This window comes from Gordonia sp. WA4-43 (genome assembly GCF_020520305.1).
In the GTDB taxonomy this organism is placed as follows: domain Bacteria; phylum Actinomycetota; class Actinomycetes; order Mycobacteriales; family Mycobacteriaceae; genus Gordonia; species Gordonia hongkongensis.
The window spans coordinates 4,848,221-4,861,111 of record NZ_CP084736.1 but is presented as its reverse complement, the minus strand read 5'-3'; the positions used below and the strand labels follow the sequence as shown (position 1 = coordinate 4,861,111).

The 12,891-nt window shown below is 67.4% G+C and carries 13 protein-coding genes; 6 read left to right on the top strand and 7 right to left on the bottom strand.

The features are described from left to right. Window positions 1-61: 61 nt before the first annotated feature. Window positions 62-727, bottom strand: coding sequence for an SIMPL domain-containing protein (locus LEL84_RS21955; RefSeq protein WP_065630197.1), 666 nt, complete (start codon window positions 725-727; stop codon window positions 62-64). Between the two features lie 89 nt (window positions 728-816). Here LEL84_RS21955 and LEL84_RS21950 point away from each other — a divergent pair, with 89 nt between their 5' ends. Continuing rightward, window positions 817-1,587: an ankyrin repeat domain-containing protein gene (locus LEL84_RS21950; protein ID WP_226512772.1), complete on the top strand. Its 771-nt coding sequence runs from the start codon at window positions 817-819 to the stop codon at window positions 1,585-1,587. A 44-nt stretch (window positions 1,588-1,631) separates the two neighbouring features. Here the strand turns inward: LEL84_RS21950 and LEL84_RS21945 are convergent, their stop codons facing one another. The 3 genes from LEL84_RS21945 to LEL84_RS21935 form a co-directional block, all read right to left on the bottom strand. Next, the gene (locus tag LEL84_RS21945) at window positions 1,632-2,288 is read right to left on the bottom strand and encodes a GNAT family N-acetyltransferase (protein ID WP_159370361.1); all 657 of its coding nucleotides are present in this window, start codon (window positions 2,286-2,288) and stop codon (window positions 1,632-1,634) included. Window positions 2,289-2,448: 160 nt separating this feature from the next. Then, window positions 2,449-3,753, bottom strand: a complete 1,305-nt coding sequence (glp, locus tag LEL84_RS21940; protein ID WP_058251484.1) for a gephyrin-like molybdotransferase Glp — start codon at window positions 3,751-3,753, stop codon at window positions 2,449-2,451. Between the two features lie 160 nt (window positions 3,754-3,913). Then, complete coding sequence (locus LEL84_RS21935; protein WP_068970887.1) at window positions 3,914-4,858, bottom strand: UTP--glucose-1-phosphate uridylyltransferase; 945 nt, start codon at window positions 4,856-4,858, stop codon at window positions 3,914-3,916. A 163-nt stretch (window positions 4,859-5,021) separates the two neighbouring features. Between LEL84_RS21935 and LEL84_RS21930 the strand changes: the two genes are divergently transcribed. Next, complete coding sequence (locus tag LEL84_RS21930; RefSeq protein WP_068970888.1) at window positions 5,022-5,600, top strand: 5-formyltetrahydrofolate cyclo-ligase; 579 nt, start codon at window positions 5,022-5,024, stop codon at window positions 5,598-5,600. Window positions 5,601-5,682: 82 nt separating this feature from the next. On the opposite strand, the gene LEL84_RS21925 is transcribed toward LEL84_RS21930, so the two are convergent. After that, window positions 5,683-6,012 (bottom strand): FmdB family zinc ribbon protein, encoded by a 330-nt coding sequence (locus tag LEL84_RS21925; protein ID WP_159370360.1) that lies wholly within the window; start codon window positions 6,010-6,012, stop codon window positions 5,683-5,685. Window positions 6,013-6,236: 224 nt separating this feature from the next. On the opposite strand from LEL84_RS21925, the gene LEL84_RS21920 reads away from it, so the two are divergent. After that, window positions 6,237-7,784, top strand: a complete 1,548-nt coding sequence (locus LEL84_RS21920) for an alanine/glycine:cation symporter family protein (RefSeq protein ID WP_226512771.1) — start codon at window positions 6,237-6,239, stop codon at window positions 7,782-7,784. A gap of 46 nt (window positions 7,785-7,830) precedes the next feature. On the opposite strand, the gene nhaA is transcribed toward LEL84_RS21920, so the two are convergent. Continuing rightward, window positions 7,831-9,090, bottom strand: coding sequence for a Na+/H+ antiporter NhaA (gene nhaA, locus LEL84_RS21915; RefSeq protein WP_159370358.1), 1,260 nt, complete (start codon window positions 9,088-9,090; stop codon window positions 7,831-7,833). A gap of 229 nt (window positions 9,091-9,319) precedes the next feature. Between nhaA and LEL84_RS21910 the strand changes: the two genes are divergently transcribed. The 3 genes from LEL84_RS21910 (at window position 9,320) to LEL84_RS24785 (ending at window position 11,276) form a co-directional block, all read left to right on the top strand. Further along, window positions 9,320-9,991 carry an SAF domain-containing protein gene (locus tag LEL84_RS21910; RefSeq protein ID WP_159370357.1) on the top strand — a complete coding sequence of 224 codons (672 nt, stop codon included), beginning with the start codon at window positions 9,320-9,322 and terminating at the stop codon, window positions 9,989-9,991. A 177-nt stretch (window positions 9,992-10,168) separates the two neighbouring features. Next, window positions 10,169-11,002, top strand: a complete 834-nt coding sequence (gene mscL / locus LEL84_RS21905) for a large conductance mechanosensitive channel protein MscL (protein ID WP_226514386.1) — start codon at window positions 10,169-10,171, stop codon at window positions 11,000-11,002. 145 nt (window positions 11,003-11,147) lie between these two features. Continuing rightward, window positions 11,148-11,276: a hypothetical protein gene (locus LEL84_RS24785; protein ID WP_259937705.1), complete on the top strand. Its 129-nt coding sequence runs from the start codon at window positions 11,148-11,150 to the stop codon at window positions 11,274-11,276. Between the two features lie 275 nt (window positions 11,277-11,551). Here LEL84_RS24785 and LEL84_RS21900 read toward each other — a convergent pair whose 3' ends face one another. Continuing rightward, window positions 11,552-12,175 (bottom strand): hypothetical protein, encoded by a 624-nt coding sequence (locus tag LEL84_RS21900; RefSeq protein WP_226512770.1) that lies wholly within the window; start codon window positions 12,173-12,175, stop codon window positions 11,552-11,554. Window positions 12,176-12,891 lie beyond the last annotated feature (716 nt).

Genomic DNA, 12,891 nt, shown 5'->3' with positions numbered 1-12,891 from the left:
GGACAACCGAATCGGCGTGGTTTCACACGCGCCTCTCAGCAACACCGGCAGCAGAAGCGGGTCAGGCCGTGCGGAAGCGCGCGTCGACCGCGACGCCGATCTCGATGTCGTCGGTCCGCAGTTCCAGTGACGGCGGGGGCGGGCCGGCCGCGACCGCCATCGGCATGGCCCGACGAGATGCCTGCGGCACCCGCGGCGCCATGTCCGGATCGGACAGGAGGACGGGAACCACCGGCCCTCGACCCACGGCGTCGGAGTAGGCCTGCGCCTTGACGATCGCGTCGTCGACCGCGGCACGACGCAGCTCCCGTTCGCGGTCCCGCCGGGTCTCCGCGCGGAGGTCCCAGTCGACGTCACCGATCTCGACGGCGTCGACCGACGCCCAGACGTCGATGAACTCCGACAGCCGCTCGAAGTCGACGAACTCCGCTTCGACGCGGATACGCGTGTTGTAGACCGGGTCTCGTAGATCACCGGTCTCCGAGTACGGGCGGTACGAGTACACTCGGACCGAATCGGCGGACCAGCCGGCCACCGCGCCGGCCGTCTCGTGATCGGTCAGCGCGCGCGTCAGGTCTGCGTGGACCTCGACCGCCCGCGTGTAGACGGCCGACTTGTCCGCACCCTCCACTCGCACGGCGAGGTGGATGATCCCGCGTTCGGGCCGGTAGCGCCCGCGGGCGGAGCCACGGACGACGATCTCGAGATGGTCGGTGTGCTCGGTCATGCGAAGAGCCTATGCGTCGGCGAGCCGGCGCGGACTATCGTACAAATCGGACATCGTTCAAGTGCCGTGAAGGGACGATCGCGGTGCGGATGAGAAGACTGATTGCGTTGTTCGCGACAGCGATGTCGGCGTGCGCGGTCGCCGGGTGCGGGTGGATCGCCGAGGTCGTCTCGACGCGCGTGGACGCGGCCGACTACTTCACCGCCCCCACCGTTCGATTACTCGACGCCGCCCGGCGGGACGACCGGGCGCAGATCGAATCCCTTCTCGCACAGGGCGCTGACCTCCACGAACACGGCGGCGATCCGGACACCGACCCGCGCCGCGTGGACATCACGCCGCTGCAGTGGGCAGTGGAGTTCGAACCGCCGGCGGCGGTGTCGGCACTGCTGCAGGCGGGTGCCGACCCGCATCTCCCCGGCGCCGGCCGATACAACGCAGTTGCCTACGGCGTGTTGCTCGACCGTTTCGCCGCCTTCCGCACCCTGATCGAGTTCGACGCGGGACTGGTCGAGGCATCCGACCGGATCGGCGGCAACGTGGTCCACACCGCGATGCGCCATCGTCGCGACGATGCGTTGCGCCTGCTGATCGACCGCGGCGCCGACCTCGACTCCGTGCAGCCCCTGGCCGGCCGGACACCACTGTTCACCGCGGCCGACGTACTCAACATCGACCACTGCCTCGCCCTGCTACAGGCGGGAGCCGATGGTGCACATCGTGATCAGCGAGGTGCGACCTTCATGCCGTCGCTGTACACCGCCGACGACTCGATTCGGACGAGTTCGTACCTCCGGACGCGCGCCGCGATCGAAACCGAAATGCGCGCACGGGATTTCCCGGTCGAAACCGGGCGGTGACGCCGCCGCGAACTCAGGGCGACCGCCGTATCGCCAGCGGAGGGTCAGTGGAACGACGCACGACCCGCCCGGACGAGCGCCTCGGCCGCACTGCCGACGACCTCCTCGGCCGTGAGCGCGAACAGCATGTGGTCACGCCAGCGTTTGTTGACGTCCATGTACCGTTGCAGCAGTCCTTCTTGCCGGAATCCGATGTTGGTCAACACCTTCTGCGATGCCTCGTTGGCGGGCTGGACCGTCGCGTCGAGCCGGTGCAGGCCGACGGCCCCGAAGCAGTGGTCGACCCCGAGTGCCACCGCGGCGGTCGCGATGCCGTTGCCGGCGACGGCCGAGTCGACCCAGTAGCCGATCCACGCGGTCCGCACCGCGCCGCGCTGGATGTTGCCGACCGTCAGCTGCCCGACGTAGCGGCCGTCGAGTTCGATCACGAACGGGAGCAGCGCACCTCGTTTGGCCTCGGACTTCAGCACCGCGAACAGCGGTGGCCACGACCCCGGCTGATGGCGTTCGGCCCAGCTCCCCACACCCGTCGGTTCCCAGGGCAACAGGGCGTTCTGGTTGCGGATCCGCAACTCGCTCCACGGCTTGGCATCACGCACCTTCACGGGCCGCAGGGTGACCGCGCCGGTCCGGGTGCGCAGCGGCCCGAGGGTGGCCGGCCATCCCGGACTTCCCTGACTGCCGCTCAACCACCTGAACACGAGAAGAAGTTTATGCGCTGTCACAGTGCCGACGGCGTGAGACCTGGATCTCGCGTCGGGGTGGTGGCTTCGACTCGGCGCCTCGACCTCGACGCGCTCCTTCGTCGCTTGCTCGGCCCGGCGGCTGCGCTCGGTGCCGGCTCAACCAGCGGGGGTGAGCTCACCCGCGCTGCGCGAGGAACGCCACTTCGACCTCGTCGCCCGTGCCCATCTCCTCGACATCGGGGTCGACCATGATCAGGCAGTTCGCCTCGGCGAGTTCGGCGAGCAGGTGCGACGACCCAGTCGGTGAGGCGCCGAGCACCTGCACCAGGTAGTCCCCCGACCGTTCGTCCCGCATCAGCTGCCCACGCAGGTAACCCTTGCGGCCGCGCACCGACGCGATCGGTCCGATGGTGCGCGCCTTGATGATCCGCCGCATCGGTTGCCGTTTGCCCAGCGCGATCCGGATGAGCGGCCGGACCATCACCTCGAAGGTCACCAGAGCGCTCACCGGGTTGGCGGGGAGCAGGAACGTCGGCACCTCGTCGCGTCCGAGGCGCCCGAAGCCCTGGACCGACCCGGGGTGCATCGCCACCCGCACGATCTCCAGGTCGCCGAGGTCGGCGAGGGCGTCGGCGACGGCGGTCGACGCACTTCCCCCGACGGCACCGCAGATCACCACGATCTCGGAGCGGATGAGCTGCGCCTCGACGACCTCCCGCATCCGCGACGCCTCGCGCTCGGCGATGCCGACGCGGTTCACGTCGGCGCCGGCGTCGCGGGCGGCCGCGGCCAGCGCGTAGCTGTTGACGTCGTAGATCTGACCGGGACCGGGTGTGCGGTCGATGTCGACGAGCTCACTGCCCACCGAGATGACCGACAGGCGCGGGCGCGGGTGCACCATCACGCGTGCCTGACCGACCGCGGCGAGCAGCCCGACCTGGGCCGGGCCGATGATCGAGCCCGCGCGGACCGCGACATCGCCCGGCTGCACGTCGTCGCCGACCCGCCGGACGTAGTTGCCGCTCTCGACGCCGTGTCCGATCTTGACCTTCTGGTCGCCACCGTCGGTCCAGCGCAACGGGACCACGGCGTCGGCGAGCGTCGGCATCGGGGCCCCGGTCTCGACGCGCACCGCCTGACGCGGTTGCAGCCGCGTCGGTGTCCGCGAGCCCGGCCCGACCTCGCCGACCACCGGCAGGGACACGATCATCGGTTCGCCCGGTTCGAGGTCGACGAGCTCGGCGCCGTTGGCGTCGAAGTCCTCCAGGTCTTCGGGTGCGAGCACCCCGGCCAGACCGACGTCGACCGCACGCACCGCGTAGCCGTCGATGGCCGCCTGGTCGAAGCCGGGCATCGGGTGCTCGGTGACGACCTCCTCGGCGCACATCAGGCCCTGCGCCTCGGAGATCGCGACGCGCACCGGACGCGGCGCCACTGCCGCCGCGGTCACCAGCGTCAGATGATCTTCGACAGACCGCATCTCACCGCTCTTCCCGTCTCAACCGGTCAGTGCACCGGGACGTGCGGCCGACAGCGCTCGGCACGTCGTGCACTCGATACAACACAGGAGAACGTTATCGAGCGCGCCCGCGGCAGCGTGCGAGGCGCGCGGATGCGACCGGTGATCGCCCGTGCGGAAATCAGCCGTCGGCGAGACGCTTCTCGAGCCATTCGCGCAGATCGGGACCGTAGTCGTCGCGGTCGAGCGCGAAGTCGACGGCGGCCTTGAGATAGCCGCCGGGGTTGCCGAGATCGTGTCGGGTGCCGTGGTGGACGACGACGTGGACCGGCTCGCCCTCCTCGATGAGGAGCGCGATGGCGTCGGTGAGCTGCAGTTCGCCACCGGCGCCGGGTTCGATGCGGCGCAGCGCGTCGAAGATCTTGCGGTCGAGGATGTAGCGACCCGCTGCGGCCAGATTCGACGGCGCATCCTGCGGTTCGGGCTTCTCGACCATGCCCTTGAGCCGCATCACGTTGGGGTTGTTGGCATCGGGCAGCGGCTCGACGTCGAAGACGCCGTACGCGCTGATCCGGTCCTCGGGCACCTCGATGGCACACAGCACGGACCCGCCCCGGCGTGCACGCGTGCGGGCCATGACCTCCAGGACGCCCCCGGGCAGGACAAGATCGTCGGGCAGCAGCACCGCGACGGCGTCCTCGTCGTCGTCGAGATAGCTTTCGACGCACCCGACCGCATGCCCCAGGCCCAACGGCTTCTCCTGCACGACCGACGCGACCTCGAGCAGGTTGGGCGCCTTGCGCACCTTCGCCAGCATGGACTCCTTGCCGCGCGTGGCGAGCGTGTTCTCCAGGACGAGGTCCTCGACGAAGTGGGCGACCACGCCGTCCTTGCCCGGCGAGGTCACGATGAGCAGACGCTCGGCGCCGGCCGCCTTGGCCTCTTCGGCGACCAGCTCGATGCCGGGGGTGTCGACCACCGGCAGCAACTCCTTGGGCACCGTCTTGGTCGCCGGCAGGAACCTCGTTCCCAACCCGGCTGCCGGGACGACCGCGGTACGCGGGATCGGCGGAGTGTTGGGTACACCTTCGTACTCACTGAAACCAGCTTTATCCGTCGCACTCATGAATCCACCCTAGGACAGGTGCCGGTTCTCGGCCGGACAGACGGCGGTGACCGGGACCTCACCACGCTCGTTCCGACGGTCGGATACAGTGCGGGCGTCCCGGCTGTCCCGGCCGGGGTGCACATGCCACCGGTCTCGAGACGACGCGAAGGACGGTCGGGTCTTGACAACGCTGAAACAGCAACTGCGACAAGAGATCGAGGATCGACGATCGCGTCGGTCCGCCGACGAGCGGGACCGGTCTGCCGCGGCCCTCGCCGAATGGATGTACTCATGCCCGTTCCGGCTCGAATACGACGTCACGGTCGCCGCGCATGTCCCCGTCGGCACCGAACCCGGCTCGAATTCGATGCTCGACGCGCTTGTCGACCGAGGCGTGTCGGTTCTGGTCCCGGTGGTCCCCGACGGCGATCCCGCACCGATGGACTGGGCGCCGTACACGGGGCCGGACTCGCTGGCTCCCGGACGCTGGGGACTTCTCGAACCGACCACCGACCGCGTCGGGGTGACCGCGATCCGCGCGGCGTCGGTGATCCTGGTCCCGGCGCTCGCTATCGACAAGAGCGGTGTGCGGCTCGGACGCGGCGCCGGATACTACGACCGGACCTTGCACGGTTTGTCGGCCGACCTCGTCGGCGTGGTCTATGACGACGAGGTCGTCGACTCACTGCCGTCCGGCGACCACGATGTCCCGGTCGGTTGGACTCTCACTCCCGGAGACGGGTTCCGCCGACTCGGCTGACCCGGGGTACAGCGGAACCCGGGCGGTGTCGGGTGACACCGGCCCGGGGTCGGCATATGACGTTGTCGTCGTGGGACGCGGGTCAGGCGGGAGTCGCGGCCTTGGTCTCGCTCTTGGTCGACGACGCCGAGCTCGCGGAGTCCGACTTGGAGCTGCTCGACGAGCTGTCCGACGACGAGGAACTCGACGACGACGAGCTGTCCGAGGAGGACGTCGAGGTGTCCGAGGACGAGCCGGGACGCGAGTCCGTGCGGTAGAAACCGCTGCCCTTGAACACGATGCCGACCGAGTTGAACAGCTTGCGCAGGCGGCCTGCGCACTGCGGGCACTCGGTCAGCGAGTCGTCGGAGAAGGACTGGACGATGTCGAACTTGTTGTCGCACTCCGTGCAGGCATACGAGTAGGTGGGCACCGCGAAACCTCCGAATGTCAGTAAACGATGACCAGTGTAACCGACTTTGGCACTCCCTCATTCCGAGTGCTAAGCGTGGCTCCCGGCCGGCGGATTTCGCACCTTGGCGCGCACCGCCGCGTGCAGTCGTGCAAAGTGTTCCCCTAGCTGAAGCAACCAGTTCACCGCTCGATCACCGGGTCGGACCGCCACGAGCGGCCGATCCCACCATCGCTGGAGCCGCCATGACCGACTTCCTCAACGACCTGAACAGCATCATCTGGAGCAATCCGTTGGTGTACCTATGCCTCGGAGTGGGGGTGTACTTCTCCATCCGCTCGCGGTTCCTGCAGATCCGGCACATACCGGAGATGATCCGGGTGATGCGCCACGGTCAGAGTTCGCCCGATGGCGTCTCGTCCTTCCAGGCGTTGATGATCTCGCTGGCCGGTCGCGTCGGCACCGGGAACATCGCCGGTGTGGCGACGGCGATCGCGTTCGGCGGTCCGGGTGCACTGTTCTGGATGTGGGCGATGGCGTTCCTCGGGGCCTCGACCTCGTTCGTCGAGTGCACGCTCGGCCAGATCTACAAGACCCGCGATCCGCTGACGAACGAGTATCGCGGCGGCCCGGCCTACTACTTCAGCAAGGCGCTGGCCCACACCAAGGAGGCCCCGTTCTTCAAGGTCTACGGGCTCATCTTCGCCGCCGTGACCGTCCTCGCCTGCGGGCTGCTGCTCCCGAGCGTGCAGTCCAACTCCATGGCCCTGGCGATGAACCAGGCGTGGGGTATCGCGGACTGGGCCGTCGCGATCGGCGTCGTCATCGTGCTCGCCTTCGTCATCATCGGCGGGGTCAAGCGCATCGCTACCTTCGCCACCGTTGTCGTGCCGTTCATGGCGGTCCTCTACATCCTCTTCGCGCTGGTGGTGGTGTTCCTCAACGCGTCCGAGATTCCCGAAGTCCTCCGGATGATCTTCGCCAGCGCCTTCGGGATCGACTCCGTCTTCGGTTCGGTGGTCGGCGCTGCGGTCATGTGGGGCGTCAAGCGCGGCATCTACTCCAATGAAGCCGGCCAGGGCACCGGACCGCACGCAGCCGCGGCCGCCGAGGTCTCGCATCCGGCGAAGCAGGGCTTCGTGCAGGCGTTCGCCGTCTACATCGACACCCTCTTCGTGTGCTCGGCCACCGGCTTCCTCATCATCTCGACCGGTGCGTACCGGGTGTTCGAGGGCGAGAGTGCCGACGGCGCGGTGATCGCCGACGGCGGACTGCTGCCGACGGCCACCGACGTCGGACCCACCTTCGTCCAGATCGGCTTCGACAGCATGTGGAGCGGCGCCGGTTCGACCTTCGTCGCGGTGTCTCTGATGTTCTTCTGCCTGACCACGATCATCGCCTACTACTACATGGCCGAGACCAACCTGCGGTTCCTGATGGGGAAGGCGGCGACCATCTACATCGGTCCGCTGCGCAGCACGCTGGGCTCGAACCTCACGATGCTCCTGCAGGCACTGATCCTCGTATCGGTGGCCATCGGATGCGTCTCGACCGCCAGCGAGGCGTGGACCCTCGGCGACATCGGAGTCGGGCTGATGGCGTGGCTGAACATCGTCGGCATCATCATCCTGCAGCAACCCGCGTTCAAAGCGCTGCGCGACTACGAGAAGCAGAAGAAGGAAGGCAAGGATCCGATCTTCGACCCGATCGCTCTCGGAATCGTCGGGGCGACGTTCTGGGAGTCCTACGGCCGGGCCGACGAACGCACCGACGAGGTCACGGTCGCGAAGTAGGACCGTCGACCCGCGACCCGCGGGCCTCGGACCGAGGCTCGCGGGTTCATCCCCCGATGACGTCCTTGTCGATGTCGGGGATGTTGTCGCGGTTCATGTCCGGATCGCGGGCCTGTCGAGCGTCCCACCGCAGCAGGAACGCGGCGAGCACTGCCGAGACGACAGATCCGACGAGGATGGCCGCCTTGGCCGCGGCGGCGTGGTCGTCGGAGCCGCCCTCGAAGCTCAACTCGGCGATCAGCAACGCGACGGTGAAACCGACTCCGGTGAGGAATCCGACGGGCAGCAGATCGCGGATGCCGATCGCGTCTGGTAGGCGCAACGGCGTGAACCGGGTCATCAGCCACGTCGAACCCATCACACCCACGACCTTGCCGACGACGAGACCGACGACGATTCCGATCGACACCGGTTGGACGATCGAACCATCACCACCCACGACGGTGACGCCCGCGGCCGCGAAGGCGAACACCGGCAGGGCGAGCGCCGAGGAGTACGGGCGGACCGCGTCGTCGAGTCGCTCGGTGCGCGGCTCCTCCTCACCACGGATCGCAACGGCCGGCACCACGAACCCGAGGAGTACGCCCGCAACGGTCGCGTGCACCCCGGACGCGTGCATCAGACCCCACGCGACGACGGCGACCGGGATGAGGACCGGCCACCACCGCCACGCCTGCCGCACCAGCACGGCGAAGAGCGCCACCGCGGCAAGGGCGGCCGCCAGCATGACGAAGTCGATCTTCTCGGTGTAGAAGGTCGCGATGACGATGATCCCGAGCAGGTCGTCGACCACTGCGAGCGTCAGCAGGAACGTCCGCAGGGCGAGCGGGAGACCGCGGCCGAAGATCGCGAGAACTGCGAGAGCGAAGGCGATGTCGGTGGCGGTGGGGATCGCCCAGCCGTGCAGCCCGTCCGGGTCGCCGATCGCCACCACGACGACGTAACAGAGCGCGGGCGTGACCATGCCACCCACCGCGGCCGCAATGGGAACACCGGCGAGTTTGAGATCCCGGAGGCTCCCGGCCACGAACTCGTGTTTCAGTTCGACTCCGACGACGAAGAAGAAGATCGCCAACAGCCCGTCGGACGCCCAGTGCGCCAGCGACAGATGTAGGTGCAGCGCCTCAGGCCCCACCTCGACATGGAGCAGAGAATCGTAGGCCTCCCGCCACGGCGAGTTCGCCCAGAACACTGCAACAGCGGCGGCCACCAGAAGCAGCGCCCCACTGGTCGTGTCTAGCGCCGCCCAGCGCCGGATGCGATCGGCCTTGCGTGCGCTGTCTGCTGTCGGTTGCTCATCGGCCATAGGCTCTCCTCTGCTCGATCGCACGCGGTGCGCCGGAAGCCGCCCGCGCGACGAGCGGCCGACCAGACTTCCCGGCACAGAACATCGATTCTCCCCCACCGCAATGCCGCGGGCCATTCCGGGCCCACGGCCGGACCGCTGTCCACACCGGTCGACGGCCCGATTGATGTTGTCCACAGACGAGTTCCACGGGCCGATCACCCGGGCAGACGGACCTAGCCTTCGTCACATGTCTCCCCCGTCGAAGCTTCCGTCGAAAGCCTCACTCGGGCCTCGAATTCGTGACCGGGTGAGTTCGGCGCTGCGACCGGGGTGGACGCGCAGCGTCCTGATCCGACGTGTCGCCGCGACAGGACTGGTCGTCGCGGCCGTGGTGGTGGGGGTTGCCGGAACACGCGCCGACGGCGACGTCGAGGTCATGGTTGCCGCGCATGACCTGCTGCCGGGACAGGTGGTCGAGATAGACGATCTGGCGCCGCGGAGCGTCGCGGAAGCCACGGTTCCCGACGGTGTCCTCACCGAGGCGGCACCCGCACTCGGGCGAACCGTGACCGGGCGTGTCCGCGGAGGAGAAATCCTCACCGATGCCCGCCTGCTGTCGTCACGTCTACCCGCCGACCTGACCGGGGACGACGATGCCCGGCTCGTACCGATACGACTGTCGGACGAGGCCGTGACCGCGCTGCTGCGACCCGGCGACGTTGTCGACGTGTTGACCGAAGAGGCGGAAGTGCTGGCCCGCCGCGCCGTCGTCGCACTTCACGCTGCCGAATCACAGTCGGGTGGTATCGCTCCCGGCGGGACCGCGGCCACCCCGGTGCTGCTCGCGATGGACGCCGCATCCGCTCATCGGGTCGCGGCGGCGGGGCTCGATACGGCGCTCGCGGTGGTCCTGCACTGACGAACGGGCGGGTCACGGCATCACGACACAGCCGGGGAAATCAAGTCAAATGGATTGGTTCGTTCGCGATCGTGGATAGGGTAGTACGAGCTCGCCAAGCTGCATGTCGGATTTGCTCCGATCGTGCACAGAATCGCCGGACAAGAGCAGGACATCACCGAAAAGAGGCCGCACACCGTGCTCAAGGGATTCAGGGACTTCATACTCAAGGGCAATGTCGTCGAGTTGGCGACAGCGGTCATCGTCGGCGCTGCGTTCACCGCGATCGTCACCGCGTTCACGGATGGCATCGTCCAGCCGATCATCAACTCGATCCCCGTCGGCTCCGACGCGGCGCAGGGACTCGGCTTCCAGATCACCGACAACCCATCGACATTCGTCGACCTCGGCAGTGTCATCACCGCGGTGATCAACTTCCTGATCATCGCCGCGGTGGTGTACTTCATCATCATCCTGCCGTACAACAAGCTGGCCGAGCTGGGCGGTTTCGGCAAGAAGGCGGAGGTCACCGAGATCGCCCTGCTGTCCGAGATCCGCGACCTGCTGGACCCCGACGGCACCTCGAAGGCCAAGGCAGAGGCCGAGAGTGATCTGCCGGCGCATCTCTCCGATCCGTCCGGTTCGGCCGGCGACTCCTACGGTCCGCCGTCGGGCTCCTTCGCCCCGTACGAAGCACCCGCCGGAGCCGGTACGACGCAACGTATCTCGACTCCGCCGGCACCGCAGGGCCCGCCGTCGCACCCCACTCCCCCGCAATCGATTCCGCCGCAGAACGTTCCGTCCCAGTCCGTCCCGCAGAATCGTCCTCCGCAGGGCCCGCCGCCGGGAAGCCCGTCGGGTCAGCCGTATCCGACGCCGCAGCCGGCACCCGGTAGCTACCCGCCGCCCGGGAACTACCCCGGCCCGGGCAACTACCCGCCTCCTGGCCCCGGAAGCGGTTATCCCGGTGAGCAATACCCGGGCGACTTCCCGGGTGAGGGCCCGGACGCGCCGGGGCGTCACTCGCGCTGACACGCGGGCCCCGTCTCCCAGGAAGCTGACAGCGGGAGCCATCCGAACCCGAAGGTCGGCCCCCTACTTTGGGATTCGTCGCCGGAACGTGCGACCGCACCGGACCTGAAAGACCGGTGCGACCGAACGAGAACAGGATGAACGAATGCCGAACAAGCCCGCACCGAACCGTCAGTCGCAGACCCAGAACCGGCGTCCGGCGCGTCCGCAGCAGCGCACCCAACCGCGTGCGCAGGCCCGCCCCAGGACGTTCCCGTGGTTCTTCGGTAGCTGAGTAACCCCGCTCCCAATCCGAAAGTCTGCACAATTCCTGCTCCCTGAGGTGCGAGGAGCGCAGGCCACTGCCCTCTGCTCCCTGAGGTGCGAGGAGCGCAAGCGACGAGCCACGAAGGGTTAGGCGACTTACCTCGTCAGCCCTTCGTGGCTCGCTTCGCTCGCACCTCAGGGAGCTGGGGAGGGCGCTTCGCTCACACCTCAGGGAGCATGGGGAAGGGCGCTTCGCTCGCACCTCAGGGAGCATGGGGAGGGCACCTCAGGAGCAGTGCCAGTTCACGCCGGCGGATCGACGCGCTGCACCCAGACGGTCGGCCCGTCGGTCAGGGTGAACTGAGCCCGTACCTGCGCGTCCCACCGGCGGGCGTAGAGGGCCGACAGTCGTTCGTCACTCGTGCTGCACGTGACCGGCAGGCCTTCGCGCTGGCCACGCTCGATGACCGGGTCGACCAGCCCGGCGAGGGTCCCGCCTCGCCGATGATCGGGGTGGACGAGCGCGAAGATCACCTTGATCGGATTCTCCGCGACCTGCGCTTCCTCCGACTTCCGCTGCAACTCTGTGAAGCGGTGGATGAAGCCGTCTAGCTCCTGCACGATCTGCTTGGTCCGCTCCTTGAGGTCATCGTCAATTCGCCCGGCCTCGTCGGTGGGGGCCGAGACCGCGATCAGAGCGATCAGCTCTCCGTTCTCGTCGAATACACCCCGCAGACCAGGTAGGTACTCGATGAACAGGATTTCGCCGTACCAGCGGTACGCCTCGGCGGCCGCGTCAGCGCCGATGAGCCAGCGGTAGACCGGGACCTCGCGCAGGCCTTGTTGAAGCAGATCGAGGGCTGTCTCCCGGTCCGATTCGACAAGCTGTCGGGTCGTCGTGCCACCTGCCTCCACACGTCGCGTCATCAGCACATCCCAGCACACTACAGACTTCCCAATGCGAGCCACCGCGTAGGGACCGGAATGTTCGTGCTCGCTCTGATCGAGAGTCAGTGGTCGATGGGTCGATGTGTTCACCGAGAATTCAACTTCGCTGCAGAAGGACAGCTACCACTCCTTGCGGTATCGTCAGCCGCGTTGCCGTCCTCGGGCGGAACGACCATGCAATCGACGAGTTCGTCGACGACCAGTTAGGAGACAAATCGTGGCTGAAGGAATCGTCAACATTTCTTGGATCCGCCTGTACATCGAGGAATTGGTCACCGCTTCTGACGGTGGCTCGGATGAGCCACCGCCCACCACGACCTCCGGCTAGTAGCTGACTACCAGAGTTTCAACGGTGTGAAGGTGAAACTGAACAAGTTGCGCACTCGCGGCCAATCAGTCACATTCAGTCCAGTTGATTTCCAGTTCAACCTTATCAACGACCCGAGGAGGGCACCCATGGGTGAAATCGTCGAAGGTAGCATCGAGGACGCAATCAAGGCGTTGCTGTCCGGCTCACTCGAGGGAGAAGAGCCTACCGCTCCCCCGAAATAGACGACGCCGATCGCTCAGCGCACGCATTCCGGCGGACTCATCATCACGCCGGCCAAGAGACACGGAGAAACCCAATGGCTACCGGAATCGAAATCAACCTCAGCGAACTCTTCCGCCAGCTCGACAGCGCGTCGGACAGCACC